The organism is Ralstonia sp. Ralssp135, from assembly GCF_047304345.1.
GTDB classification, from domain to species: Bacteria; Pseudomonadota; Gammaproteobacteria; order Burkholderiales; family Burkholderiaceae; genus Ralstonia; species Ralstonia chuxiongensis.
In genome coordinates this window covers 138,918-162,883 of record NZ_JBGLYZ010000003.1, presented here as the reverse complement: position 1 = coordinate 162,883, position 23,966 = coordinate 138,918, and the positions used below count along the sequence as shown (strand labels likewise).

Genomic DNA, 23,966 nt, shown 5'->3' with positions numbered 1-23,966 from the left:
TCTGGCGCCGGGCGACCCGCCCCGGAGTCCGCGCCGCACCGCCTGCAAGATCCCACCGAATTCCGAACCAACCGATCGAGACATCTCATGTCGCTTTTCTCCGCCGTCGAACTGGCTCCGCGCGATCCCATCCTGGGCCTGAATGAAGCTTTCAACGCCGATACCCGCAGCACCAAAGTGAATCTGGGCGTGGGCGTGTACTTCACCGACGAAGGGAAAATTCCGGTGCTGCGCGCCGTGCAAGAGGCTGAAAAGGCCCGCCTGGCCGCCGCAGCTCCGCGTGGCTACCTGCCGATCGAAGGCATCGCTGCCTACGACCAGGCCGTGCAGAAGCTGCTGTTCGGCGCTGAATCGCCTCTGATCACCGAAGGCCGCGTGGTCACCGCGCAAGCCCTGGGCGGCACCGGCGCACTGAAGATCGGCGCCGACTTCCTCAAGCGCCTGTACCCGGACGCCAAGGTCGCCATTTCCGACCCGAGCTGGGAAAACCACCGCGCGCTGTTCGAGTCGGCCGGCTTCGAAGTCGTCAACTACGCGTACTACGATGCCCCGTCGCACGGCCTGAACTTCGCCGGCATGATGGATTCGCTCAACAGCTACGCGCCGAACACGATCGTCGTGCTGCACGCCTGCTGCCACAACCCCACCGGCGTGGACATGACCACCGAGCAGTGGAAGCAGGTCGTGGAAGTCATCAAGGCAAAGAACCTGATTCCGTTCCTCGACATGGCTTACCAAGGCTTTGCCGACGGCATCCAGCAAGACGGCCTGGCCGTGCGCCTGTTTGCTGAATCGGGCCTGCCGTTCTTCGTTTCCAGCTCGTTCTCGAAGTCGTTCTCGCTGTACGGCGAGCGCGTCGGCGCACTGTCGATCGTGACGACCAGCAAGGACGAGGCCGCTCGCGTGCTGTCGCAAGTCAAGCGCGTGATCCGCACGAACTACTCGAACCCGCCGACGCACGGTGGCACGATCGTCGCCAGCGTGCTGACGAGCCCTGAGCTGCGCGCAATGTGGGAACAGGAACTGGGCGAAATGCGCGACCGCATCAAGTCGATGCGCAACGCACTGGTCGACAAGCTGGCCGCCAAGGGCGTGAAGACCGATTTCTCGTTCGTGAAGGCCCAGCGTGGGATGTTCTCGTACTCCGGCCTGACCTCCACGCAAGTGGACCGCCTGCGCAACGAGCACGGCATCTACGCCGTGTCGACCGGCCGCATCTGCGTGGCCGCGCTGAACACGCACAACATCGACGCCGTAGTGAACGCCATCGCTGACGTCCTGTAAGGTGCGGTAGGCGTCACGCCTCAGGTGCAATTGCAAAAAGAAAAGCGGCTTCGGCCGCTTTTTTGCTGCATGGGAATAGACTGACACGGGCGCATCATAGAGCGACGCAACACTCTGTTATCAGGGTTTATGCTGCATCGCAGTAACATGCGCCTAGGTGCATAATCGTTTGCGTCGCCCTCGCCACCACAGACCGGTCCAGCCATGCTTTACCAGCTTCATGAATTCCAGCGCGCCCTGCTCAGCCCCATGACGGCTTGGGCCCAAGCGACCGCCAAGACCTTCACCAACCCACTGAGTCCGCTGTCCCTGATGCCCGGCGCGCAACGCTACGCTGCGGGCTACGAGCTGCTGTACCGCCTGGGCAAGGAGTATGAAAAGCCGGAATTCGGCATCCGCTCCGTCAAGTCCAACGGCCGCGACATTCCCATCGTCGAACAGACCATCATCGAGAAGCCGTTCTGCCGCCTGATCCGCTTCAAGCGCTACGCCGACGACGCCGAGACCATCAAGCTGCTCAAGGATGAGCCGATCGTGCTGGTGTGCGCACCGCTGTCGGGCCACCACTCCACGCTGCTGCGCGACACCGTGCGCACGTTGCTGCAGGATCACAAGGTGTACGTGACCGACTGGATCGACGCCCGCATGGTGCCGGCCGAGGAAGGTGCCTTCCACCTGTCGGACTACATCAACTACATCCGCGAGTTCATCAATCACATTGGCGCCGACAAGCTGCACGTGATCTCGGTGTGCCAGCCGACCGTGCCCGTGCTGGCCGCCATCTCGCTGATGGCCTCGGACGGCGAGAAGACACCGCGCACCATGACCATGATGGGTGGCCCGATCGATGCACGTAAGAGCCCGACCTCCGTCAATTCGCTGGCGACCAACAAGTCGCACAGCTGGTTCGAGAACAACGTGATCTATACGGTGCCGGCCAACTATCCGGGCCACGGCCGCAAGGTTTATCCGGGCTTCCTGCAACACGCCGGCTTCGTGGCGATGAACCCGGACCGCCACCTGTCATCGCACTACGACTATTACCTGAATCTGATCGAGGGCGACACGGAAGACGCTGAAGCCCACGTACGCTTCTACGACGAGTACAACGCCGTGCTCGACATGGCGGCCGAGTATTACCTGGAAACCATCCGCGACGTGTTCCAGGAATTCCACCTGGCCAATGGCACGTGGGTGGTGGAAGGCAAGCCGGTGCGTCCACAGGACATCAAGAGCACCGCGCTCTTCACCATCGAGGGCGAGCTGGACGACATCTCCGGCAGCGGTCAGACCGAAGCCGCCCATGGCCTGTGCACCGGCATCCCGAACGCGCGCAAGCAGCACCTGACGGCGCCCAAGTGCGGCCACTATGGCATCTTCTCGGGTCGCCGCTGGCGCGAGCAGGTGTATCCGCAGTTGCGTGATTTCATTCGCCGCAACGAAGAGGGCGCGCCGCGCATCAAAGCAGTCGCGTAAGCCTTAAGCACCCAAGAAAAAGCCTCGCACCCGCGAGGCTTTTTTGTTGCGCGACGATGCTTCAGCCGATCAGCTCTTGGGCCTATCCAGATACGCCAGCAGCATCTTGATATGCAGTTGAGCGAACGCCTCATGTTCATCAGCCGAGGCAATGTCGCGGCCCACCACTGCGCTGATCGTATAGCGGTTGGACAGGACGTAATAACCCAGCGCCGAGATCGTCAAATACAGGCGCGACACATCGACGTCCTCACGAAAGATGCCGCTGCGCTGGCCGCGCTCGACCACGCCGCGCAGCACCTCGATAACCGGGTTGACCAGCTCGACCAGGTGCGGTGACGTCTTCAGATGCCGCGCCTCGTGCAGGTTTTCGCTGTTGAGCAGGCGGATGAACTCGGGGTTCTCGTAATAGAAGTCCCAGACGAAACGCGCAAGCTGGACGACTGCCTCACGCGGGTCCGACGACTCGATCTGCACCTGCTCTTCCGCCTCCTTGAAGCGGAAATACATGTGTTCGAGCACGGTCAGAAAAAGCTTTTCCTTGCTGCCGTAGTAGTAATACAGCATGCGCTCATTGGTCTCGGCGCGGCGGGCGATGGCGTCGACGCGGGCACCGGCAAAACCGCCCCGCGAGAACTCCTCGATGGCAGCAGCAAGGATGCGTCGGCGCGTGCCGGCGGGGTCACGACGCGTGCGGGGTGCGGCGGATTCGCCATGAGCATCAGCTTCGATGTCGGCGATTGGTGCGGCTTGGTGAGACGGCATGGCACCTCGGTCCGTTTAGAACGCAGGAATTATGTCATAGGGTTGATACATGCCCGCCGTATGCCACGTCAGGGCATGCACGCCTTGCGCGGGGGCCAAATCGGCGATAATGGCAGGCTATTCAAACAACAAGTCCCATCGTGGTTTCCTTGGTCCCCGCAGTGGCCGCATCCCTGGCCGACCGGCTCGAAAACCTCCTGCCGCAAACACAATGCACCAAGTGCGGCTACAACGGCTGCCGCCCTTACGCTGAAGCCATGGCCAACGGCGAGGCGTTGCCCAACCGCTGCCCACCCGGCGGCGCGGAAGGTGTCCGCCGGCTGTCCGACGCACTCGGCCGCGCAGGTGAGCTGCTGCCGCTGGACCCTTCCAACGGCATCGAGCAACCTCGCGCCGTCGCCGTCATTGACCCGGAACGCTGCATCGGTTGCACGCTGTGCATTCAGGCGTGCCCGGTCGATGCCATTGCCGGTGCGCCCAAGGCGATGCACACGGTGCTGGAAGACTGGTGCACCGGTTGCGACCTTTGCGTGCCGCCCTGCCCCGTCGATTGCATCGACATGATCCCCGTCACCGGCGAACGCACGGGCTGGGATGCCTGGAGCCAGCAGCAAGCCGATGCCGCGCGGGACCGCTACGTCTTCCGCAACGTACGCCTCAAGCGTGAACAAGCCGAAAACGAAGCACGCCTTGCCGCCAAGGCCGCGGCCAAACTCGCTGCAGTCAGCGCCGAGCAACCGGCCGACGATGCCGAACTCGCCGCGCAGGCGCGCAAGAAGGCGATCATCCAGGCTGCGATTGAACGCGCGCGCCAGAAGCAGGCCGAGATGGCCGCGCGCGGGCAAGGTCCGCGCAACGTGACCGACGTGTCGGCGGATGTGCAAGCCCAGATCGATGAGGCTGAAGCCCGCCGCAAGCGCATCGCCAGCCAGATCGAACAGAGCACCAAACCCGACGCAGACACCCACTGAACCCTGCCCCGACGATGAATCCCGCCAAGCGCCAAGCCATCTTCGAGACCCTGCGCGAGAACAACCCGACGCCGACCACCGAGCTGGAATACACCACGCCGTTCGAGTTGCTGATTGCGGTGCTCCTTTCGGCGCAGGCGACCGACATTGGCGTGAACAAGGCGACGCGCAAGCTATTCCCAGTGGCCAATACGCCCGCCAAGCTGCTGGCGCTGGGCGAGGAAGGCATCACCGAATACATCAAGACCATCGGGCTGTATCGCACCAAGTGCAAGCACATCCTGCAGACGTGCCGCATCCTGCTCGACCAATACGGCGGTGAAGTGCCGCGCGACCGCGCCGCGCTGGAAGAACTACCGGGTGTGGGCCGCAAGACGGCCAACGTGGTGATGAACACAGCTTTCGGCGAACCCACGATTGCCGTGGACACGCACATCTTTCGCGTGGCCAATCGCACCGGGCTGGCGCCGGGCAAGAACGTGCTGGAAGTCGAACTGAAACTGCTGAAGGTGGTGCCGGAAGAGTTTCGGCAGGATGCGCACCACTGGCTGATCCTGCATGGGCGCTACGTGTGCAAGGCGCGCAAGCCCGAGTGCTGGCATTGCGCCATCGAGCCACTGTGCGAATTCAGGCCGAAGACACCGGCACCGAAGGAATAAAAAACGGGGACCGCCGCTACTGAAGCGAGTCCCCGTTTTCTTTGCGCGACCAGTTGTCGATCAAACGATCTTGCACGCCTCTTCGAACGACAGGCGCGGGTTGCGCGGGTGCAGCTTCTCGGCGTCGCCATAGCCGATGTTCATGATGAAGTTGACCTTCCACTGGCCATCGGGGAAGAACGTCTCATTCACCTTGTTGGCATCGAAGCCGGCCATCGGGCCGCAGTCCAGGCCCAGGGCACGCGCGGCGAGCACCAGATAGCCGCCCTGCAGCGAGCCGTTCATCAACGCGGCCGCATTGATCTTGGCCTGATCGCCGGCGTACCAGGAACGCGCATCGGTATGCGGGAACAGCTTGGGCAGTTGCTCGTGGAATTGCGTGTCGTACGCAACGATCACGGCTACGGGCGCCTGGCGAGTCTTTTCCTGATTGCCGGCCGACATGCAGGGAATCAGGCGCTCCTTGGCGGCCGCGCTCTTGACGAACACAAAACGGGCCGGCGTGCTGTTGGCGGCGGTCGGGCCGTACTTCACGGTGTCGTACAGCGTGTGCAGCAGTTCGTCGTCGACCGGCTTGTCCAGCCACACGTTGTGGGTACGGGCTGCGTGGAACAGTTGGTCCAGCACGGACGGTTCAAGCATCGGCATTGCAAGGTGCTCCGGAAAGAGTTGAGGAGCGCATTGTAATGCGCTGTTTCCGCGCGTGCCGGACACCTGCACACTCCGGATGGGCATCCAGCGCGCCGTTAGCGGCAGGGATGTTTTAGAACAAACGACATGCCTTGTTTGTATTTAATCGCACTTATTGCGACGCGCCATGGCATTGGCATGGTGATTTTTACATGCCCATCGCACGCAATGAAAAAGAGCCCTTTACAACGGTTTGCTTACGAACTACTTTTTGGTTCGTCATTGTATTACCCACAGGGTTGGACGTATCGGATCCGCATCTTGTTTTAAAACAGGTGCGCGGCCGCATTCATCCCCACGTTTTCGCACTGTCCTTGCCAGACTTTGCGCAAACGCCCTGCGAGCTTGACCCCATGATTATTTTCTTTTTGAAATCCGCTCGGATTTCAGGGGCCTCTTTTGCCAAATAAAAAACAATTGCATTAATTTCCGCAGACAAGGCGGAAAATCAGAATATTCGCTTCGCGTCGTATAGAAATGACAAAACGCAAAACGAATATGGAGCCCACTTAAAACTAAACGTTTTAAGTGATGGCGTTCGTCACCCTGAAGAAGGCCATTATCGCCATGAAAAAATCCAGGTTATCGACCAGTGATTTTGCAGGATTGTCTCGAACCCTTGGTGTATCGTTTGCGGCCGCGGCGTTATCAGCCGTGCTGCTGGCGGGTTGCGGCGGCGGAGACTCGTCCGCCACGGCCAACCCCAGCGGCGTTGCTGCCAACGCGGGCAACGCAACCACGCAGCCGGTGACGGCCGCCGTGCCGCCCGACCAGCCTTACGTCGACCCGAACGTCTACGGCACCGGGCCCAACGACGCCCTGGCCGCCGACCCCGGCGAAAGCGCAGCCATCACGCACCACACGGTCACGATCGGCGGCAAGAGCATCGCCTACACGGCCACCGCCGGCCACCTGACGACCATCGACCCGGTTACGTCGCAATCCAACGCGACGATGTTCTACGTGGCGTACACGCAGGACAACCCAGACCCGGCGAAGCCGCGCCCGGTGACGTTCTTCTATAACGGGGGGCCCGGCTCGTCATCAGTGTTCTTGCTTCTGGGCTCGTTCGGGCCGAAGCGGCTGCAGTCGTCGTTCCCGAACTTCACGCCGCCGGCGCCGTACAAACTGCCCGACAACCCGGACAGCCTGCTCGACCGCTCCGACCTGGTGTTCATCAACCCGGTCGGCACCGGCTATTCGGCCGCCATTGCACCGGCCAAGAACAAGGACTTCTGGGGTACCGACCAAGACGCGCATTCCATCGACCGCTTCATCCAGCGCTACCTGACCAAGAATTCGCGCTGGAACTCACCCAAGTTCCTGTACGGCGAGTCTTATGGCACGGCGCGCAGTGCGGTGCTGTCGTGGGTGCTCCATGAAGACGGTATCGAACTGAACGGGATCACGCTGCAATCGTCGATTCTCGACTACGCGAATGCGCTCTCGGCCGTCGGCACCTTCCCGACGCTGGCCGCCGACGCGTTCTACTGGAAGAAGACGACGCTCAATCCGGCACCGACCGATCTCGACAGCTACATGGTCCAGGCCCGCAACTACGCCGACAACACCCTCGCACCGCTGGCACAAGCGCCAAGCGCTGCAGATGGCGGCTTCGTCAACGTCCGCCTGAACCTGAACCTGGCGACAGCGCAGACGATGGGCTCGTACATCGGCACCGATCCGGTCTCGCTGATCCAGACGTTCGGCAATCCGGCGGCGCTGGGCAACGTCCCGTCGCAGAACAACAACCCGCCGTACACGTTCTTCCTGACACTGAACCCGGGCATCCAGATCGGCCAGTATGACGGCCGCGCCAACTACACGGGCCAGGGCATCGCGCCGTTCATCCTGCCGAACTCGGGCAGCAACGATCCGTCGATTTCCAACATCGGCGGCGCGTATACAGTGCTGTGGAACAGCTACCTGAACACCCAGCTCAAGTACACGTCGACCTCCTCGTTCGTGGACCTGAACGACGCCGTGTTCAACAACTGGGACTTCAGCCACATCGACCCGACGGGTGCCAACAAGGGCGGCGGCAACACGCTGTACACCGCCGGCGACCTCGCCTCGACGATGAGCCTGAATCCCGACCTGAAGGTGCTGCAGGCCAGCGGCTATTTCGACGCCGTCACGCCGTTCCACCAGACCGAGCTGACGCTGGCACAAATGCCGCTCGATCCAACGCTCAAGGCGAAGAACCTGACGATCAAGAATTACCCGTCGGGCCACATGATCTATCTGAACGATGCGTCGCGCACCGCGCTCAAGGGTGACCTGGCTTCGTTCTACGATGGCGTGATGGCCGATCGTCCGGCCCTGATGCGGGTGCAAAGCCTGCAACGCCTGCCGGCGGGGCAGAAGAAGTAATCGCCTCAAGGCAGAAAGCAAAACCGCCCAGTTCACGCTGGGCGGTTTTTTGTTGTGAGTGAAGGCTCGGCTTCAGGCCATGTCATCCACGCTGTGGCCCGCAGGCTTCGCGTCTGCACGCGTGAGCCAGAGCACGCCCGCCAGGATCAATGCGCCCCCCGTCATCTGCATGGGCGCGATCGATTCGCCGAGCAGCAATGCCGCCAACAGCACCGTCACCACCGGCTCCAACGTAGACAGCATCGACGCCTGCGCCGCCCCCAGCTTCTGCAACCCGGCAAAGAACGTCAGGATCGCCACCACCGTCGACAAACCCGCAATGGCTAGTGCCGCCGCCCAGCCACCCAACGTGCCGGGCAGATGCGCAGGCGCGCCGGCCAGCGCCATGCCGGTGTACACCACGGCCGCAGCGGTACAGATGACGGTCGTACACGCCAGAGGATCCAGCCCGCGCGTGACTCGTGCACCGACCGTGATGTAGATCGAGTAGATCACCGCGGCAGCCACACCCAGCGCAATGCCGAGCATGCTGCCGCCCGACAGGCCCGCACCACCCACCGTCAGCCCCGCCCCGACCGAGCACAGCACCAAAGCGATGATCGCCGTGGGGGTCAGCCGCTCGCGCAGGAAAATCGCCGCCAGTACCGTCACGAACATCGGATACAGATACAGCAGCAACGCCACCAGGCTGGCCGGTGCGTAGTTCAACGCCGTGAAAAACGCGAACGACTGCCCCGCGTAGCCGATGCCGCCCATTGCCGCCAGCTCCGCCACGCGCGACCACGGCGGTATGCCGATGCGACGAACACGCATCACCACCATCAGCGCGGCCGCCGCGATCACAAAACGCACGATCAGCAGACCAACCACATTGGCACCGCTCGCATAGGCGTAGTGCGTAAAGATGGCCATCGCGCCAAATGATGCGGCGGACACGGCGATCAGCAGCACGCCGAGGAGCTTGTCGGCGGCGCGCGCGGCGAGGGAGGAATCGGTCGGTTGTCTCATGGCGTGCGGCGTTTTTGTTTGGGGTCGCCGTCTGCGGGTGCGGGGGCGCCATTGTAGCGTCGGCATCTCCCGAAACTGGCCGGCAGGCATCAAGGCGCGTCGGTACAATGGCGAAATCATGTTCAATCCCTCCCGCGACGAAGTCCGTCAATTCTTCTGCGGTGCGTGGCGCAAGCACCGCCAGGCAGAAATCCTCACGCCGCTCGAAGCCATGGCGCTCGACTGGATGCTGCAGCATCCCGAATACCACGACACCCTGGAAGCCGGCGAAGAAGCCCTCGCCCGCGACTACACGCCGGAAAGCGGCCAGAGCAACCCGTTCCTCCACCTGTCGATGCACCTGTCGATCAGCGAGCAGGTATCGGTGGATCAGCCACGCGGTATTCGCGCCGCTTATGAAGCCCTGGCCCAGCGGCTAGACTCGCCCCACGAAGCACAGCATCAGGTGATGGAATGCCTGGGCCAGATGCTGTGGACGGCGCAACGCACCGGCCTGCCGCCCGACGGCGAGGCCTATATCGAATGCGTGCGCAAGCGCGCCACCGCCCGCTGAATCCGACGCCATAAAAAAACCGCTCCGAAGAGCGGTTTTTCTTTACCGGCGATACCGCGTTACTTCTTGAGCACCAGCGAACCCGGCAGCGATTCGATGTACGCAGCAATGTCCTTCAGCTCCGCCTGCGTAAACGGACGCGGCTTTCCGTCGGCGCCGATGGTGGCGGGGTTGCTGTTGACCTGACCCGCCATGATGGCGTTGCTGCGGCCCACCAGCGGGTTGTTGCTGGTCTGATAGGCCAGCAGCGCGTGATAGATGTAGTCGCCGTGCTGGCCGGCGAGCTTCGGATAGTCCGGCGAAATCGGAGCGTTCAGGCCAGCGCCATGACAGGCCACGCAGGCGCCCTTCTCCACCAGCTGCTTGCCCTTTTCAATATCGGCAGCCTGTGCCGACACGGCCGCGGCCAGCATCAGCGCGCCCAGATTGAACGAGATTGCGAGCGAGATCTTCTTCATATTCTTCCTCGTCACTTCTGGGGGTTGTTTTGGGTGGCGGCCGTCTGCTGCGAGTAATACGCGGCGAGGTTGGCGATGTCCTGGTCGGTCAGCGAGCCGGCGATGGCGCGCATGGTCGGGTGCTTGCGGTCACCCTTCTGGTACGCATGCAGCGCGCTTTCGATGTACTTGGCGTTCTGGCCGCCCAGATAGGGCACGCGATACACCTCGGGGAACGACGTCTTGTAGTCGGGGATGGCATGGCAGCCTATACACATGGCGACCTTGTTTTCGGCGGCGGCAGCGTTGCCCTGAACGTCGGCTGCAGCTGCGCTGTTGGCTGCGGCGGACACTGCGCCTAATGTGCCCAAGGCGGCCACCATGGTGAGGATCTTTTTCATCTCGTTCTTAAGCGTGGAGTTTCAGAATCCTGCTCGCCCTGCCGGCTTGGCTCGTCTCAGCCGGCTGTCTCGCTGGGCGCATTCACCCGCCGTTGGCAACTGGCCAGAGGACGGTCATTTGAGGTGCGTCAAACCGGCGCATTGTACCGCACCGTTTTTTTGCCAGTCCAGTTAGGGCTCCCGTGACTTGACAGCCAGGAATGGCGGGGCCGCCCATCCCCTGCGGCTGCCCGGCGTCAAACACCTAAATGCTCTTATACTGGCCGTTTCCAAATCTTTTACCGCTCAGTAGGCTTGCACGATGAACACCACCACCTCGCCTGCCTCATCCGACCAGCGCTCACGCTTCGAAGGCTCCGACCAGTACGTCGCCACCGATGACCTCAAGCTCGCCGTCAATGCGTCCATGACGCTCCAGCGCCCGCTGCTCATCAAGGGCGAGCCGGGCACGGGCAAGACCATGCTGGCCGAGGAAGTGGCCGCCGCGCTGGGCATGCCGCTGCTGCAATGGCACGTGAAATCGACCACCAAGGCGCAGCAGGGCCTGTACGAATACGACGCCGTCTCGCGCCTGCGCGACTCGCAGCTGGGCGACAAGGAAAGTAGCAACCGGGTCCACGACATCCGCAACTACATCGTCAAGGGCGTGTTGTGGCAGGCCTTCGAGGCGGACGAACCTGTCGTGCTGCTGATCGACGAGATCGACAAGGCCGACATCGAATTCCCGAACGACCTGCTGCGCGAGCTGGATCGCATGGAGTTCTACGTGTACGAAACGCGCGAAACCGTCCGCGCCAAGCACCGCCCGCTGGTGATCATCACGTCGAACAACGAGAAGGAACTGCCCGACGCGTTCCTGCGCCGCTGCTTCTTCCACTACATCAAGTTTCCGGATGCGGAGACGATGCAGGCCATCGTCGACGTGCACTATCCGGGCATCAAGCCAGCGCTCGTGAAGGCCGCACTGGATGCGTTCTACGAGATGCGCAACCTGCCGGGGCTGAAGAAAAAGCCGTCGACGTCCGAACTGATCGACTGGCTCAAGCTGCTGCTGGCTGAAGACATTCCGCCCGAATCGCTGCGCAGCCAGGACAAGAACGCCGCGATTCCGCCGCTGCACGGCGCGCTGCTCAAGAACGAGCAGGATGTGCACCTGTTCGAGCGCCTGGTGTTCATGAATCGCGCCAACCGCTGAGCGAGTCGGACCATGTCGCGCCTGATCGAGCCCGTCACCTTGTCCGGCCAGCACGCCTGGCTGGAGCCGCTCGGGCCAGAGCATCTGGATGAAGTGCGCGCCGCGGCCGCCGATGGTGAGCTGTGGAAGCTCTGGTACACCTCGGTGCCCTCGCCTGACAAGACCGGCGATTGGGTGGCCATTGCCCTGGACATGCGCGAACGCCTCGGCGCCATGCCGTTCGTCGTACGCGAGATGCGCGATGGGCAACCCGGCAAGGTGGTCGGCGCCACGCGCCTCTTCAACGTGGACGAAGCCAACCGCCGGCTGGAAATTGGCCATACGTGGTACGCAAAATCCGTCCAACGCACGGCCGTCAACACGGAAAGCAAGCTGTTGCTGCTCACGCACGCGTTCGAAACACTGCGCTGCATTGCGGTGGAATTCCGCACGCACTGGATGAATCACCAGAGCCGCGCAGCCATCGCCCGGCTGGGCGCTAAGCAGGACGGCGTGCTGCGTAATCACCAACGCATGCCGGACGGCAGCTTCCGCGACACGGTCGTGTTCTCGATCATCGAATCGGAATGGCTGACCGTGAAACGCCATCTGCAATACAAGCTGGAGCAACCGCGCGCATAAGCGCCGGAGGACCACCATGCTCATCGATTTCTTCTTCACGCTGCGGCACGCCAAGCTGCCGGTCTCGGTCAAGGAATACCTGACGCTGCTCGAAGGGCTCAAGCAGCAGGTCATCGCACCGTCGCTCGACGAGTTCTACTTCCTGGCGCGCATGACGCTGGTGAAGGACGAAAAGCATTTCGACAAGTTCGATCAGGCGTTCGGCGCCTACTTCAAGGGTGTGGAAGGCGCGGTGGATTGGCGCGCGGATATTCCGCTCGATTGGCTCACCAAGAAGCTGGAGCGCGAGCTGTCACCAGAGGAGAAGGCCAAGATCGAGGCCATGGGCGGCCTCGACAAGCTGATGGAGCGCCTGAAGGAACTGCTGAACGAACAGCACGAGCGTCACGAAGGCGGTAACAAGTGGATCGGAACCGGCGGCACATCGCCGTTCGGGCACGGCGGCTACAACCCGGAAGGCATCCGAATCGGCGGGCCATCAAAGGGCAACCGCACCGCAGTCAAGGTGTGGGAAGCACGCGCATACAAGGACTACGACGACACCGTTGAACTCGGCACGCGCAACATCAAGGTGGCACTGCGCCGCTTGCGCAAGTTCGCGCGTGATGGTGCGGACATCGAGCTGGACCTGGACGACACGATCCACTCCACCGCCGCCAACGCCGGCCTGCTCGACATCAAGATGCGCCCCGAGCGGCACAACAACGTCAAGGTACTGATGCTGATGGATGTGGGCGGCTCGATGGACGACCACATCAAACGCGTGGAAGAACTCTTCTCCGCCGCCAAGACCGAGTTCAAGCACCTCGAGTATTACTACTTCCACAACTGCGTCTACGAATGGCTGTGGAAGAACAACCGGCGCCGCCACGCGGAGCGCTTCTCCACCTGGGACGTCATCCGCAAATATCCGCCCGACTACAAGCTGATCTTCGTGGGTGATGCGACCATGAGCCCGTACGAAATCCTCCAGGCCGGCGGCTCGGTCGAATACAACAACGCTGAAGCCGGCGCCACGTGGCTGAAGCGGCTGATCGAACAGTTTCCTAAATTCGTCTGGCTCAACCCCGAGCCGGAAGGCTTGTGGGAATACCGTCAGTCCATCTCGGTCATCAACCAGATCGTGAAAACGCGGATGTATCCGGTGACGATTGCCGGGTTGGAATCGGCGATGCGGCTGCTATCCAAGTGATTTTTCGGGAAGCTCGTCTCCCTTTTTGCCTCCGGCCGGCGCCGGCATCATCTGCTTCACCGGCCCGGCAACATAGCGTGGGCCGCCTCGACAATTCGTTGCGCCTCTGCTGAACGCTGCTGAGGCGGCACGCCAAGCTGTTCTGCAACGCGCGCAGCCAGTTCAAGAATCTGGGCCCGATCCGCAGGAACGGCAAGCTTGCCCTTCACCCGTTGCGAGAAATTTCCGTCAAGAACGTGCTGCTCACGCCAGTGACCAACACCGCTTGGCAGGACAGAATCGATAAAGGCAGCGAAGCGGGCGGTAGGTCCGGCTTCGCTTTGCACACGCCGGGCGATTTCCGCGGGGCCTGCAGAACGTGCCTCCAGAACCAGATCGTTGGCAGTCATGCGGGCGTCGCGGCCCGTTTCTGCGTTGAAGTGCAGCGTAGTTTCCAGGCCGTCGCGGCGCTGGGCGAAGCGGCCGTCGGATGCAAGCACCGCTGGCCCAGCGGCCCAGGCGTCCATCACAACCGTCCGCTCCGGCTGCTCGGCAGTTGGGGCGTGCGGCACCCGGCCTTCCGCCCAAGCGTGTCCTGCGGCCGGATCACTCACGTAATGCACCTCTTCGTCAGGCGCCAACCGGCGGCTGTGATAGACGCTCGTCGTGCTCGTGTGCTCGCCGCAATTTCCTGCGCCAAATACCGATGCTGCCGCGGCGGAATACGGCGCACGTTGGTTGAACGCGTTCCAGGGCACCTTCGCTTTCCGCTCACGTTCCAGCCTGAACGTCCGTGCCGCCTTCGTCCGCCATGTACTTTCGTTGTGGGTGGCTCGCACGTCCACGTCGACGTTACCGCGACCATGTTTAAGCAATTGGCGGGTCTCGTTCACGCTGGCATTCGCCAAGCGAAGGCGAGATATTTCCGATGCGGCCACCGGGCGCCCATCCACTGCACGCGCAAGCAGGTACGCAGCGAGTGCCAACTCCGCGTCGGAAATCTTGGCCGGCGCGGCCGAAACCCGTGCCGCCCCGCCGGTACGCGAGGCGGGAAGATTCGCAAACGCGGGGGAACGCGTGCGCACCGTCGGTTGACTTGCCCCTTCTTGAACCGTGCGCTCAGTCGGGGATACAGACGATGGCAACGGCGAGAGACTGCGCGATGGCTCGCCTGTGATTTTCTTGTGCATGCCGGACCTCCAATCGGAGGTCGAAGGCTACCGGAGTCTCGCCGTCGATCTGCAAACCCATGCGAAAAACGGGATCAGGGGACGAAACCGGATGAAGATGCAGTGCCCTGCGTATTCCTGTTCGGGAGAGCGCCGATTACCTGACGCGTAATCGACACCATCCACGCCGCCGCCGAAGATGAAGCCATCCAGCGCAATCGATCATCACCGCGCTGGCAAAGCTTCCCACTTCGAACGGAGAAACGCCATGACTGCCACCCAACTCGCTGCCAACGACACGCTCGCCGATACGCTGGTCGACCGTTACATCGCCGCGTGGAACGCGACGGACGCTGCCCAGCGCCGCGCCCTCGTCGCGCAGACCTGGACAGAAGGCGCCACGTATGTCGATCCGCTCATGCAAGGCACAGGCCATGACGGCATCGCCGCGCTCATTGCAGGCGTGCAGGCCAAGTTCCCCGGTTTCCGCTTTGCGCGCGACGGCGGCGTGGATGTTGTGCAGGACACGATCCGCTTCCGCTGGACGCTCGGCCCCGAGGGCCAGGCGCTGGTCAAGGGCACCGACTTCGTGCGCATTGAAGGTGGCCGCATGCAGACGGTGACCGGCTTCATCGACCAAATGCCCGGCATGGGCGAGGCCGCCTGAGTCCTCTCCCCAAAAGCAAACGCCCCGCACTGCCGGGGCGTTTTGCATTGGCTGCATACAGAGATCAGATGGACAGCGCGTCTTCCTGGCCGGCATTGGCACTGCGCAGTCCTTCTGCCCAGCCTTTGGTCGGCAGCTTGAGCGAGGCCTGCAGCGCGGCTGCACGCGCCTGCACGGCTTCCCAACTGACGTGCAGCGGCGGACCATTGAACGCCAGCGCAATCACGTTGCCGTCATGCACTTCCGGGAACACCAGCACGCGGTTGTCGAATGCATCGCAAATGCGCTCGATATTGCGCGGGAAGCTGGTGTGATCGCCAAACAGGTTGATCGTCATCACGCCTGGCGAGCGCAGTACCTGGCGGCAAGCCTTGTAGAACGCCGGCGTATCCAACACGGGGCCGCGCGCGGTGGCGTCATACAGGTCGATCTGCAGTGCATCCACGGTGCCATGGTGGCTGGCGTCCATCACCCAGTCGTAGGCATCCTGTTCGAGCACGCTCAAGCGCGCGTCGTCAAACGGCATGCCGAACATGCTGCGCGCCGCGACGATCACGGACGGGTTCAACTCCACCGCCGTCACCTGCGCGGGCGCGAGTTGGCGATGGCAGAACTTCGTCAGGGCGGCAGCGCCGAGACCGAGTTGCACGACGTGGAAATCCGGCCTCGTGGCCGGATCGAGAAACAGCAACCACGCCATCATCTGCTGTGCATATTCCAGTTCGATGGCATCGGGCTTGGACAGGCGCATGGCGCCCTGCACCCATTCGGTACCGAAGTGCAGATAGCGCACACCTGCCAGCTCAGAGAACGTGACCGGCGCAAAGCGCGGGGCCATGCGCTTCGGTTCATCGTCGTGGTCGAGGCGGTCTTCGCGCTTTGCGCGGGCCGGGCGGCGCGAGGCGACGGCCTCGATGGATTTACGTTTCAACAGCGTCATAAAGCGGATCAACGGGAAGAAGACTGAGCGGCAGCAGCACGCTGCAACCACTCGCGATTGTGGTCTTTGGCATAGCGCGTCCAGTGCTTGGCGTCGCGCAGAATCTCTTCAAACAGGGCCTGCGCGCGCTGCTTGTCGGCGGCGTTGTTCTGCGCGAGCAGCCATTCGCCGAAGAGGCAACGGGCAGCCGCATCGTTCGCACAGGTCAGGGCTTGCTCGAATGCCTCGCGCGTATTCGGTGCATTTGTCGCGGCCAATGCGCGCGCGTACAGCAATGTCGGCTCGGGTTGCTGGCGCGTCACGCGATGCGCTTCGAACAGTTTGTCGAGCGTGCCCTTGGCAAGTGCCGCATCGCCCGTGGCGAACTGCGCGCGGGCCAAACCCAGCAGAACGGCCGGGTCGCCGGCAAACGGGCCCGTAGCCGCCTGCTCGAAATGCTCGCGCGCCTCCTTGGCATCGCCGGCGTCCAGCAGCGCTTCGCCCAAGCGCAGGCGGTGTTGCACGGTTGGCGCACGGTCGAAATCGTTGCGCGCTTCGCGCACGGCACGGTTTGGGTCGATCAGTTGCGTCACCGCGCGGCTGGCAACACGTGCGCCGCGCGAGTGGCGCATCTCGGGCAGATAGATGGCGAAGAAATACACCACGCTGCCCAGCAATGGAAACGCAAAGAGGATGAACAACCAGTACATGTTCTGGTTGTTGCGCACAACATGCACCGCAAAGAACAGCGCGACGATGACGTGAAACCCGATTCCGAGAAACGGCATGTGAAGGCCCGATAGTGAAATGCACCGACGCCCCCCGCGTCGGCCACGGGCGCGATTGTGACAGATGCGCTGCGGCGGGGGTGTGACGCGCCCTTAACGTTTGCGCATTGACACCCCCGAACGCGCATGGAGCTGCCCCATCAATAACCGCCGGTGCCTGTCGTCAGGCAGCCGGCGTTGTCTTTGAAGCCAGGCGCTTCTTAGGGGCGACCGAGAAAATCCATCTTGCCGATCTCCACACCGTTATGGCGCAGCAGCGCGTAAGCGGTGGTGACGTGGAAATACAGGTTCGGCAGCACGAAGCCACGCAGGTAGTCGATGCCCGTGAACTGCAGCTCGCGCGTCGGGCTCTTGAGCGTGATCTGGCGATCTTCGCTGCCGGCGAACGCAGCAGGGTCGATGCTGTTGACGAACTCCAGCGTCTTGGCAATGCGCGCCTTCAGCTCTGGAATGGTCGTCTCCACATCCGGGTACGACGGCACCTCGTTGCCAGACAGACGCGCCGCACCGCCCTTGGCCTGGTCACAGGCAATCTGCACCTGCCGCGTGAACGGATGCATGTCCGGCGCCAGACGCGCGGTCATCAGATTGGCCGGGTCGAACTTCTTCGCTTCTGCGTAGGCAGCCGCCTTGTCGAGCAGGTCCGACAGGTTACCCAGCATGCGGTTCACGGTCGGGACCAGAAACTCGTACATCGAAGGTGTGGTCATGGAAGTGATTTCCTTGGTATGCATCGTTGGGGCCGCCGAGGATCTTCTGCAAGATCCGCCGGCGCCGCGCTCCTTTGCGCAGGGGCACAGTGTAGGCCAGCGACTCCGCCGCTGCATGACGCACGCGCACGCCTCGTCATGAGGCATTTGGCACGAGATTAGTGCGGCGGACGCTCTTGACGTGTGCTGATCGACGGGGCCGCCCGCATCTCTCGCGTGGCATGGCTATTGCATGGGCAAGGACAAGGCCAACGGCGGCCTTGATACACCTTGGCACATCGCAATGACACGCTCCGCAGGGGGGCGTCCGGGGCAACGGCGCTCCGAGGCGACACGGCACGACCCGGGCAACCGGTGCGTCGCCAGCTCGCTTCGGAGCGCTTTTTTTTTGGCCGACACGCGGCATCAGCCGTCGGCACCACCACCAAGGCAATGACATGAACGCTTCCTCCACCCCGGCTTCTGGGGCCGATGTGTCCGTCGAGACCATTGGCGAGCTGATCAACCTGTCCGGACGGCAACGCATGCTGTCGCAACGGATCGTGCTGCAAATGGTGTTGGCCGCGCAAGGTCACGCCGCCGCGCTCGACATCGCACGGTCATGCTTGGCGACATTCGCGTCGGCACACACCGATCTTGTCGAGGGCAATGCACGCCTGCCCGGGGCATTCTCGGAAGCGCTGCGTCAGCTCTACTTCGGCAAGCTGCGTGGTGATGCACGTGTCCGCGAGTTCATCGTACTGGTCAAAAGCGGCATCGATGCCTTGTCGACCAGCACGACCCAACGCAACACGTCTCTCGATGCCATCGTGGCGCAAGCCACGCCCATGCTAGAACTCCTGCAGACCATCACACAGGCCTATCAAGAAGAGATGCACGTGTGCGAAGTCGCGCTGCGCAAGCGTCAGGCAGAAATCGCCGCGCACCTCGGACGCATCTCGATGCAGGCCAACATCGTCGCCATGAACGCGCGCGTCTCGGCCGCAAGAGCGGGCCCATATGGGCGCGAGTTCTCAGTGATCACTACGGTGCTCGCGGACATCATCCAGGAGATGGACCAGTTGATCCGCAATGTCGTCGGAACCGACGATGCCGCGCAGCCCGGTGCCGACACGCGCCGGCCATCGACGCCGGCATCGCGAACGTTCGGGCACATGTCGCTGCGTTGATCATGAGACGGAGAACCGCTTGAAACCCTACCTGCAATTCATCCGCTTGCTTGTGTGCTCCGCCCTGCTGTCGGGGCTGATGGGGAGCGCGTGCGCGCAACCGCTGACGATCAACTCAGCCATCAATAAGGCGGGCCGCCAGCGCATGCTGTCGCAGCGCATGGCCAAGGCGTATTGCCAGATCGGCCTGGGCGTGGAGGTCGAGCGATCGAAGAAGATTCTCGAGCAGTCCGTCGCGCTCTTTGATCGGCAGCTTACGGAGTTGAAGGCATTCGCGCCCACACCCGAGATCAAGGACACCTACGCCAAACTTGAACAGACATGGCTCGTCTACAGGCAGTTGCTGACAGCCAGCGAGCCCAACATCGACAACGCGAGGAAGATCGCCCAAGCCAGCGACGACGTGCTGAAGCTCGCGCAACAGGGCACGGTGCTGCTGGAGAAACAATCGGCCACGTCAACGGGCAAGCTGATCAACGTGGCCGGCCGTCAGCGGATGCTTTCGCAGCGCATTGCCAAGCTGAGCATGTTCCGTGCGTGGGACATTACCTCTGCGCAGATGACGCAGGATCTCGATTCGGCAATGAAGGAATTTACGGCCGCTCAAGCATTCCTGGCTTCTGCGCCACAGAACTCCGGGGCGATCAACAGTGAACTGCAACTCGCCAGCACGCAGTGGCTGTTCTTTGCCGAAGCACTCAAACAGACCGAAGGCACGCGCGCAGAGCAGTTGCGCAACGTTGCTACAACCAGCGAGCGCATTCTTGAGGTGATGGATGACGTGACCGGCCTGTACGAGGGGCTGGCCAAGTAGCAGAGCGCTACGACAGCCACTCACGCAGCGCTTGCCACGCCACCAACTTTTGGGCGTACGGGACGGCTGCATAAGCAGGACTGCTGGAAGGGAGTTTGAGGATGGTGTGCTGATCGCCGATGTCGCCCAGTGCCTTCACACCCATGCGCGCGGCGGTGCCGCCGTTAAAGGCGATCACCGCCAGCTCGGGTAGTGAAGCAATGAGGCTGGCCAGATCATTTCCAGCATGGTCGCGAATCTTGCTGTCGAGACTGCCTTCTCGCTTGGCCTCCGCCACCACATCCCACAAGCCGATGCGATGCGCGAGCAGCGCCTTCAAGCGTGCGGCGTATTCCATGTCTGGCAGGTCCTGGCCGATTACCTCACCGGCCAGGCGCCAGAACTGGTTGTGCTTGTAAGCGTAGTACTGCGATTGCGCAAGCGATGCTTCGCCGGGGAGGCTGCCCAGGATCAGCACGCGCGTGTGCGCGTCGACCACAGGCGGAAAGCATCGCTTGAGCGTCACGCGGGTCGTCAGGCCAGCAAGCGGTTCACGCGTTGCACGTAGGCTGCCGGGTCGGCCAATGCGCCACCCTCGGCCAAGAGTGCCTGATCGAACAGCACGTGCAGGCGATCTTCAAACGCGGCGCGATCGGCTTCGTTGCCGGTCACGGTTTCCAGCAGCGCGAGCTTGCGCACGAGCGGGTGCGTCGGGTTCAGCTCCAGCACCGGCTTGCTGTCGGGCGCTTGTTGGCCCGCCTGCTTGAGCAGACGTGCCAGCGTGCCGCTGATGTCGCCCTCATCGGCCACGAGGCACGACGGCGAATCGGTCAGGCGATGCGTGATGCGCACGTCCTTGGCCTTGTCGCCCAGCACCGCCTTGGCACGCTCAACCAGCGGCTTGAACTCGCCCTCCACCTTGGCGTGCTCGGCCTTCTCGGCCTCGTCTTCCATCGCGCCCAGATCGAGATCGCCACGCGCCACCGACACCAGTTCCTTCTCTTCGAAGTCGTGCAGGAACGAGAGCATCCACTCGTCCACGCGGTCGGTCAGCAGCAGCACTTCCACGCCCTTCTTGCGGAAGATTTCCAGATGCGGGCTCGACTTGGCAGCCGTCCAGTTTTCGGCCGTCACATAGTAGATCTTGTCTTGGCCTTCCTTCATGCGGCCGATGTAATCCGCCAGCGAAACGGTCTGGGCGCTGTCTTCGTTGTGCGTGGAAGCAAAGCGCAGCAGCTTGGCAATGCGGTCCTTGTTGGCGTGGTCTTCGCCGATACCTTCCTTGAGCACCTGGCCGAAGTTCTGCCAGAACGTGGCGTACTTTTCCTTCTCGGCCGCGTCATCCGACTCGGCCATCGATTCGAGCATGCCCAGCACGCGCTTGGTGGAGCCTTCCCGGATGGCCTTCACATCGCGGCTTTCCTGCAGGATTTCGCGCGAGACGTTCAGCGGCAAATCGGCCGAATCGATCACGCCCTTCACGAAGCGCTGGTAGCCGGGCAGAAGTTGCTCGGCGTCGTCCATGATGAAGACGCGCTTGACGTACAGCTTCAGGCCGCTGCGGCGCTCGCGGTCCCACAGGTCGAACGGCGCGTTGGTCGGGATGTACAGCAGTTGCGTGTATTCGCTGCGGCCTTCCACGCGGTTGTGCGTCCATGCGAGCGGCTTGCCGTTTTCGTGGGCGATGTGCTGGTAGAAGGCGATGTACTGATCATCGGTCACGTCCGCACGCGGGCGTGCCCACAGCGCGCTGCCCTGGTTGATGGTTTCCCATTCGTCCTGGGGCACCATCGTTTTCCTCTCTTCGTCCCACGCTTCCTTGCGCATCTGGATCGGCAGGGAGATGTGGTCCGAATACTTCTGCACGACCGACTTCACGCGCCAGGCGGAGAGGAAATCGTCCTCGCCCTCGCGCAGGTGCAGCGTGATGGTGGTGCCGCGCTCGGCGCGTTCGATGGTGTCGACGGTGAACTCGCCGTCGCCGGTGCTTTCCCAGCGCACGCCTTCATTGGCGGCTACGCCAGCGCGGCGCGATTCCACCGTCACGCGATCGGCCACGATGAACGCCGAGTAGAAGCCCACGCCAAACTGGCCGATCAGCGCGGCATCCTTTTGCTGGTCGCCCGAAAGCTGGCTGAAGAACTCGCGCGTGCCCGAGCGGGCGATGGTGCCAAGGTTGCGGATGGCTTCATCGCGGCTCATGCCGATACCGTTGTCGGCAATCGTGATGGTGCGCGCGGCGGCATCAAAACCGATGCGGATGCCCAGCTCGCCACCGCCTTCGAGAAGCGACGGGTTGGCGATGCCCTCAAAGCGCAGCTTGTCCACCGCATCTGACGCATTGGAAACCAGCTCCCGCAGGAAGATTTCCTTGTTGCTGTACAGCGAGTGGATCATCAGGTGCAGAAGCTGCTTCACTTCTGCCTGGAAAGCCATCTTCTCGTGCGGTGCGCTCATGGTGTGCATAAAAAGTCTGGAAAGTGGAAAGAGAAGCGGGCTACACCTTGCGCGTGCGCCCGCATGAATTTGTGAAGCTAGATGTGGCGTGGCGCCCCGTTTTCAAGCCCCGCGTTCGAGCTGTTCCGCCAGGAACCGGAGCAAGTCCGGGTCCGTGCTGGTCGCAATGTTGAAGCGCATCCAAGTCGACGGCATCTGCGACGGCGAAAACAGGCTCCCAGGCGCAAACACATAGCCGTGCTCATGCCCGGCGCGCGCGATGGCATTGGTGTCCTGCCCGGTATCGGCCCAAAGGAACATGCCCGCGCCCTGCTGCGCAAACAGCTTCAGGCCCATGCGCTCGAGGTTCCGCTGAACGGCATCGCGCGCACGGTCCAGGCGGCCGCGCACGCGTTCGACGTGCTTGCGATACTGGCCTTCGGTGAGGATCTTGTAGAGCACGCGTTCGTTGATCTCGGGCGTAGCAAACCCTGTCAACAGCTTGGCATCGGTCAGGTTCTTGGCCAGTTCCGGGTGGCAGGCAATGAAACCCACGCGCAAGTTCACCGCCAGCGTTTTGGAAAAGCTGTTCAGATAAATCACCCGGCGTAACTGATCCAGGCTTGCAAGCCGCGTCGCCTGATAACCGGGCGGTGCAAGATCGCCATAAATGTCGTCTTCAACGATCAGAAAGCCGTACTGCTCGGCCAACCGCAACAACTGGAATGCCTTGGCAGCCGAGAGCGACGTACCGGTCGGGTTGTGCAGGATCGAGTTGATGACCAGCAGCTTGGGGCGACGCGCCTGTACCAACCCTTCCAGCGCGACCAAGTCCGGCCCCTCGGTGGTGTAGGGCACACCGATCACCTGCGCACCCTGCGCGGCAAAACGGCCGAACATCAGAAACCATGCCGGATCGCCCACGAGCACCGTGTCGCCCGGCTGCACATACTGACGCGCAATCAGGTCAAGTGAGGCCGTGATCCCCGAGGTCACCACGATCTGTTCGGGTCGCGCACCAATCTCCAGCTCGGCCAGCCGTGTTTGCAGTTGCTGGCGCAGCGGCAAGAAGCCCTGCGGCGTGCCCAGCGACAGAAATTGGTTGCCGTTCAGTCGCCCCAGCGAGCGCAGCGCGTTGGCGATCAGCTCGCCGTCCAGCCACTCGTTGGGCAAGAAGCCCACACCCGGCGCCTTGCGCGGCTCGGCAGAATGGAACATGTTCCGCAGCAGCCAGGTCACGTCGATCTTGCGGGCGGCGGTGGGCGGCGGCGCGACTGGCTCTTCGGGCAGCGGCGTGTGGCGCTCCTTCACATAGAAGCCCGAGCCCCGGCGCGATTCCAGATACCCCTGCGCCACCAGCCGCTCGTACGCCTCCACCACGGTAAACCGGGAAATGCTCTTCTCCTGCGCCAGTTGCCGGATCGACGGCATGCGCATGCCCGCGCGAAACACCCGCTCGTCAATGCGCATGCGCGCCCATTCGGTGAGCTGGTCCACCAGCGTCATCTGCGCCGACGGAATCGGATCCGGCAACTGCTCCGCCGCCGGGCGGGCAGCGGCGCGGCGGGCATCCAGGCTGATGATATGGGAGGTGGAATTCATGACGAGGTAGGCGGAAGCGGGCTGAAAACTGTACAGAAAGCGCCACGACAAAGTGTACAGGTACTGTACAGACACAGTTCGGTAGCATCAAGGTCAGAATTCCGCCTAC

General features: G+C 62.6%; 25 protein-coding genes. 13 read left to right on the top strand and 12 right to left on the bottom strand.

Features of this window, described 5'->3' with window-relative positions; all coding sequences use genetic code 11:
- Window positions 1-87: 87 nt before the first annotated feature.
- Together ACCD03_RS04345 and ACCD03_RS04340 are read left to right on the top strand one after the other, a co-directional pair.
- A complete protein-coding gene (locus tag ACCD03_RS04345) occupies window positions 88-1,284 on the top strand; it encodes an amino acid aminotransferase (protein ID WP_413410964.1) in 1,197 nt (398 codons plus the stop codon).
- A 204-nt stretch (window positions 1,285-1,488) separates the two neighbouring features.
- Window positions 1,489-2,760, top strand: a complete 1,272-nt coding sequence (locus ACCD03_RS04340; RefSeq protein WP_253536719.1) for a polyhydroxyalkanoate depolymerase — start codon at window positions 1,489-1,491, stop codon at window positions 2,758-2,760.
- 69 nt (window positions 2,761-2,829) lie between these two features.
- On the opposite strand, the gene ACCD03_RS04335 is transcribed toward ACCD03_RS04340, so the two are convergent.
- Window positions 2,830-3,525 carry a TetR/AcrR family transcriptional regulator gene (locus ACCD03_RS04335; RefSeq protein ID WP_045204432.1) on the bottom strand — a complete coding sequence of 232 codons (696 nt, stop codon included), beginning with the start codon at window positions 3,523-3,525 and terminating at the stop codon, window positions 2,830-2,832.
- 140 nt (window positions 3,526-3,665) lie between these two features.
- Here ACCD03_RS04335 and rsxB point away from each other — a divergent pair, with 140 nt between their 5' ends.
- A complete protein-coding gene (gene rsxB, locus ACCD03_RS04330) occupies window positions 3,666-4,496 on the top strand; it encodes an electron transport complex subunit RsxB (protein WP_325655059.1) in 831 nt (276 codons plus the stop codon).
- 14 nt (window positions 4,497-4,510) lie between these two features.
- Window positions 4,511-5,155 carry an endonuclease III gene (gene nth / locus ACCD03_RS04325; RefSeq protein ID WP_413410963.1) on the top strand — a complete coding sequence of 215 codons (645 nt, stop codon included), beginning with the start codon at window positions 4,511-4,513 and terminating at the stop codon, window positions 5,153-5,155.
- Window positions 5,156-5,215: 60 nt separating this feature from the next.
- Here the strand turns inward: nth and ACCD03_RS04320 are convergent, their stop codons facing one another.
- Window positions 5,216-5,803: a malonic semialdehyde reductase gene (locus ACCD03_RS04320; protein ID WP_024976149.1), complete on the bottom strand. Its 588-nt coding sequence runs from the start codon at window positions 5,801-5,803 to the stop codon at window positions 5,216-5,218.
- Between the two features lie 194 nt (window positions 5,804-5,997).
- Between ACCD03_RS04320 and ACCD03_RS04315 the strand changes: the two genes are divergently transcribed.
- Entirely contained in the window at window positions 5,998-6,255 is a 258-nt protein-coding gene (locus tag ACCD03_RS04315) for a hypothetical protein (RefSeq protein WP_413410962.1), read from the top strand.
- A gap of 157 nt (window positions 6,256-6,412) precedes the next feature.
- Window positions 6,413-8,218, top strand: coding sequence for a S10 family peptidase (locus ACCD03_RS04310; protein WP_413410984.1), 1,806 nt, complete (start codon window positions 6,413-6,415; stop codon window positions 8,216-8,218).
- Window positions 8,219-8,290: 72 nt separating this feature from the next.
- Here the strand turns inward: ACCD03_RS04310 and ACCD03_RS04305 are convergent, their stop codons facing one another.
- A complete protein-coding gene (locus tag ACCD03_RS04305; protein ID WP_413410961.1) occupies window positions 8,291-9,226 on the bottom strand; it encodes a DMT family transporter in 936 nt (311 codons plus the stop codon).
- 118 nt (window positions 9,227-9,344) lie between these two features.
- On the opposite strand from ACCD03_RS04305, the gene ACCD03_RS04300 reads away from it, so the two are divergent.
- Window positions 9,345-9,779 (top strand): DUF1841 family protein, encoded by a 435-nt coding sequence (locus ACCD03_RS04300; RefSeq protein WP_045204438.1) that lies wholly within the window; start codon window positions 9,345-9,347, stop codon window positions 9,777-9,779.
- A 59-nt stretch (window positions 9,780-9,838) separates the two neighbouring features.
- On the opposite strand, the gene ACCD03_RS04295 is transcribed toward ACCD03_RS04300, so the two are convergent.
- Together ACCD03_RS04295 and ACCD03_RS04290 are read right to left on the bottom strand one after the other, a co-directional pair.
- Window positions 9,839-10,237 carry a c-type cytochrome gene (locus ACCD03_RS04295; RefSeq protein WP_009238577.1) on the bottom strand — a complete coding sequence of 133 codons (399 nt, stop codon included), beginning with the start codon at window positions 10,235-10,237 and terminating at the stop codon, window positions 9,839-9,841.
- Between the two features lie 11 nt (window positions 10,238-10,248).
- On the bottom strand, window positions 10,249-10,617 hold the full coding sequence (locus ACCD03_RS04290; RefSeq protein WP_413410960.1) for a c-type cytochrome: 369 nt from the start codon (window positions 10,615-10,617) through the stop codon (window positions 10,249-10,251).
- Window positions 10,618-10,918: 301 nt separating this feature from the next.
- Between ACCD03_RS04290 and ACCD03_RS04285 the strand changes: the two genes are divergently transcribed.
- From ACCD03_RS04285 to ACCD03_RS04275, 3 genes are read left to right on the top strand one after another with little or no spacing between them, the layout of a single operon-like run.
- Window positions 10,919-11,812 (top strand): AAA family ATPase, encoded by an 894-nt coding sequence (locus ACCD03_RS04285; RefSeq protein WP_413410959.1) that lies wholly within the window; start codon window positions 10,919-10,921, stop codon window positions 11,810-11,812.
- A 12-nt stretch (window positions 11,813-11,824) separates the two neighbouring features.
- Window positions 11,825-12,433: a GNAT family N-acetyltransferase gene (locus ACCD03_RS04280; RefSeq protein ID WP_045204442.1), complete on the top strand. Its 609-nt coding sequence runs from the start codon at window positions 11,825-11,827 to the stop codon at window positions 12,431-12,433.
- Between the two features lie 16 nt (window positions 12,434-12,449).
- On the top strand, window positions 12,450-13,625 hold the full coding sequence (locus ACCD03_RS04275; RefSeq protein ID WP_024973123.1) for a vWA domain-containing protein: 1,176 nt from the start codon (window positions 12,450-12,452) through the stop codon (window positions 13,623-13,625).
- 56 nt (window positions 13,626-13,681) lie between these two features.
- Here the strand turns inward: ACCD03_RS04275 and ACCD03_RS04270 are convergent, their stop codons facing one another.
- Window positions 13,682-14,497 carry a hypothetical protein gene (locus ACCD03_RS04270; RefSeq protein ID WP_413410958.1) on the bottom strand — a complete coding sequence of 272 codons (816 nt, stop codon included), beginning with the start codon at window positions 14,495-14,497 and terminating at the stop codon, window positions 13,682-13,684.
- A 544-nt stretch (window positions 14,498-15,041) separates the two neighbouring features.
- Here ACCD03_RS04270 and ACCD03_RS04265 point away from each other — a divergent pair.
- Entirely contained in the window at window positions 15,042-15,440 is a 399-nt protein-coding gene (locus ACCD03_RS04265) for a nuclear transport factor 2 family protein (RefSeq protein ID WP_045204443.1), read from the top strand.
- Between the two features lie 64 nt (window positions 15,441-15,504).
- Here the strand turns inward: ACCD03_RS04265 and ACCD03_RS04260 are convergent, their stop codons facing one another.
- The 3 genes from ACCD03_RS04260 to ACCD03_RS04250 all read right to left on the bottom strand — a co-directional run bounded on the left by ACCD03_RS04260 (window position 15,505) and on the right by ACCD03_RS04250 (window position 17,857).
- A complete protein-coding gene (locus ACCD03_RS04260; protein WP_045204444.1) occupies window positions 15,505-16,380 on the bottom strand; it encodes a spermidine synthase in 876 nt (291 codons plus the stop codon).
- 8 nt (window positions 16,381-16,388) lie between these two features.
- Entirely contained in the window at window positions 16,389-17,147 is a 759-nt protein-coding gene (locus ACCD03_RS04255) for a tetratricopeptide repeat protein (protein ID WP_316671792.1), read from the bottom strand.
- Window positions 17,148-17,347: 200 nt separating this feature from the next.
- The gene (locus ACCD03_RS04250) at window positions 17,348-17,857 is read right to left on the bottom strand and encodes a DUF1993 family protein (RefSeq protein ID WP_045204677.1); all 510 of its coding nucleotides are present in this window, start codon (window positions 17,855-17,857) and stop codon (window positions 17,348-17,350) included.
- 437 nt (window positions 17,858-18,294) lie between these two features.
- On the opposite strand from ACCD03_RS04250, the gene ACCD03_RS04245 reads away from it, so the two are divergent.
- Window positions 18,295-19,026, top strand: coding sequence for a type IV pili methyl-accepting chemotaxis transducer N-terminal domain-containing protein (locus ACCD03_RS04245; protein ID WP_413410957.1), 732 nt, complete (start codon window positions 18,295-18,297; stop codon window positions 19,024-19,026).
- 19 nt (window positions 19,027-19,045) lie between these two features.
- On the top strand, window positions 19,046-19,840 hold the full coding sequence (locus ACCD03_RS04240; protein ID WP_413410955.1) for a type IV pili methyl-accepting chemotaxis transducer N-terminal domain-containing protein: 795 nt from the start codon (window positions 19,046-19,048) through the stop codon (window positions 19,838-19,840).
- A 7-nt stretch (window positions 19,841-19,847) separates the two neighbouring features.
- Here ACCD03_RS04240 and ACCD03_RS04235 read toward each other — a convergent pair whose 3' ends face one another.
- From ACCD03_RS04235 to ACCD03_RS04225, 3 genes are all read right to left on the bottom strand, one after another.
- A complete protein-coding gene (locus tag ACCD03_RS04235; protein ID WP_413410954.1) occupies window positions 19,848-20,345 on the bottom strand; it encodes a DNA-deoxyinosine glycosylase in 498 nt (165 codons plus the stop codon).
- Between the two features lie 8 nt (window positions 20,346-20,353).
- Window positions 20,354-22,276 (bottom strand): molecular chaperone HtpG, encoded by a 1,923-nt coding sequence (htpG, locus tag ACCD03_RS04230; protein WP_413410983.1) that lies wholly within the window; start codon window positions 22,274-22,276, stop codon window positions 20,354-20,356.
- A gap of 102 nt (window positions 22,277-22,378) precedes the next feature.
- Window positions 22,379-23,932, bottom strand: coding sequence for a PLP-dependent aminotransferase family protein (locus tag ACCD03_RS04225; RefSeq protein WP_413410953.1), 1,554 nt, complete (start codon window positions 23,930-23,932; stop codon window positions 22,379-22,381).
- Window positions 23,933-23,966 lie beyond the last annotated feature (34 nt).

What these genes read in the sequence shown, in the direction of transcription:
- ACCD03_RS04345 (WP_413410964.1), top strand. Translation starts at nt 88, where the DNA reads ATGTCGCTTTTCTCCGCCGTCGAACTGGCTCCGCGCGATCCCATCCTG.
- ACCD03_RS04340 (WP_253536719.1), top strand. Translation starts at nt 1,489, where the DNA reads ATGCTTTACCAGCTTCATGAATTCCAGCGCGCCCTGCTCAGCCCCATG.
- ACCD03_RS04335 (WP_045204432.1), bottom strand. Translation starts at nt 3,525, where the DNA reads ATGCCGTCTCACCAAGCCGCACCAATCGCCGACATCGAAGCTGATGCT.
- nth (WP_413410963.1), top strand. Translation starts at nt 4,511, where the DNA reads ATGAATCCCGCCAAGCGCCAAGCCATCTTCGAGACCCTGCGCGAGAAC.
- ACCD03_RS04320 (WP_024976149.1), bottom strand. Translation starts at nt 5,803, where the DNA reads ATGCCGATGCTTGAACCGTCCGTGCTGGACCAACTGTTCCACGCAGCC.
- ACCD03_RS04315 (WP_413410962.1), top strand. Translation starts at nt 5,998, where the DNA reads ATGCCCATCGCACGCAATGAAAAAGAGCCCTTTACAACGGTTTGCTTA.
- ACCD03_RS04310 (WP_413410984.1), top strand. Translation starts at nt 6,413, where the DNA reads ATGAAAAAATCCAGGTTATCGACCAGTGATTTTGCAGGATTGTCTCGA.
- ACCD03_RS04305 (WP_413410961.1), bottom strand. Translation starts at nt 9,226, where the DNA reads ATGAGACAACCGACCGATTCCTCCCTCGCCGCGCGCGCCGCCGACAAG.
- ACCD03_RS04300 (WP_045204438.1), top strand. Translation starts at nt 9,345, where the DNA reads ATGTTCAATCCCTCCCGCGACGAAGTCCGTCAATTCTTCTGCGGTGCG.
- ACCD03_RS04295 (WP_009238577.1), bottom strand. Translation starts at nt 10,237, where the DNA reads ATGAAGAAGATCTCGCTCGCAATCTCGTTCAATCTGGGCGCGCTGATG.
- ACCD03_RS04290 (WP_413410960.1), bottom strand. Translation starts at nt 10,617, where the DNA reads ATGAAAAAGATCCTCACCATGGTGGCCGCCTTGGGCACATTAGGCGCA.
- ACCD03_RS04285 (WP_413410959.1), top strand. Translation starts at nt 10,919, where the DNA reads ATGAACACCACCACCTCGCCTGCCTCATCCGACCAGCGCTCACGCTTC.
- ACCD03_RS04280 (WP_045204442.1), top strand. Translation starts at nt 11,825, where the DNA reads ATGTCGCGCCTGATCGAGCCCGTCACCTTGTCCGGCCAGCACGCCTGG.
- ACCD03_RS04275 (WP_024973123.1), top strand. Translation starts at nt 12,450, where the DNA reads ATGCTCATCGATTTCTTCTTCACGCTGCGGCACGCCAAGCTGCCGGTC.
- ACCD03_RS04265 (WP_045204443.1), top strand. Translation starts at nt 15,042, where the DNA reads ATGACTGCCACCCAACTCGCTGCCAACGACACGCTCGCCGATACGCTG.
- ACCD03_RS04260 (WP_045204444.1), bottom strand. Translation starts at nt 16,380, where the DNA reads ATGACGCTGTTGAAACGTAAATCCATCGAGGCCGTCGCCTCGCGCCGC.
- ACCD03_RS04255 (WP_316671792.1), bottom strand. Translation starts at nt 17,147, where the DNA reads ATGCCGTTTCTCGGAATCGGGTTTCACGTCATCGTCGCGCTGTTCTTT.
- ACCD03_RS04250 (WP_045204677.1), bottom strand. Translation starts at nt 17,857, where the DNA reads ATGACCACACCTTCGATGTACGAGTTTCTGGTCCCGACCGTGAACCGC.
- ACCD03_RS04245 (WP_413410957.1), top strand. Translation starts at nt 18,295, where the DNA reads ATGAACGCTTCCTCCACCCCGGCTTCTGGGGCCGATGTGTCCGTCGAG.
- htpG (WP_413410983.1), bottom strand. Translation starts at nt 22,276, where the DNA reads ATGAGCGCACCGCACGAGAAGATGGCTTTCCAGGCAGAAGTGAAGCAG.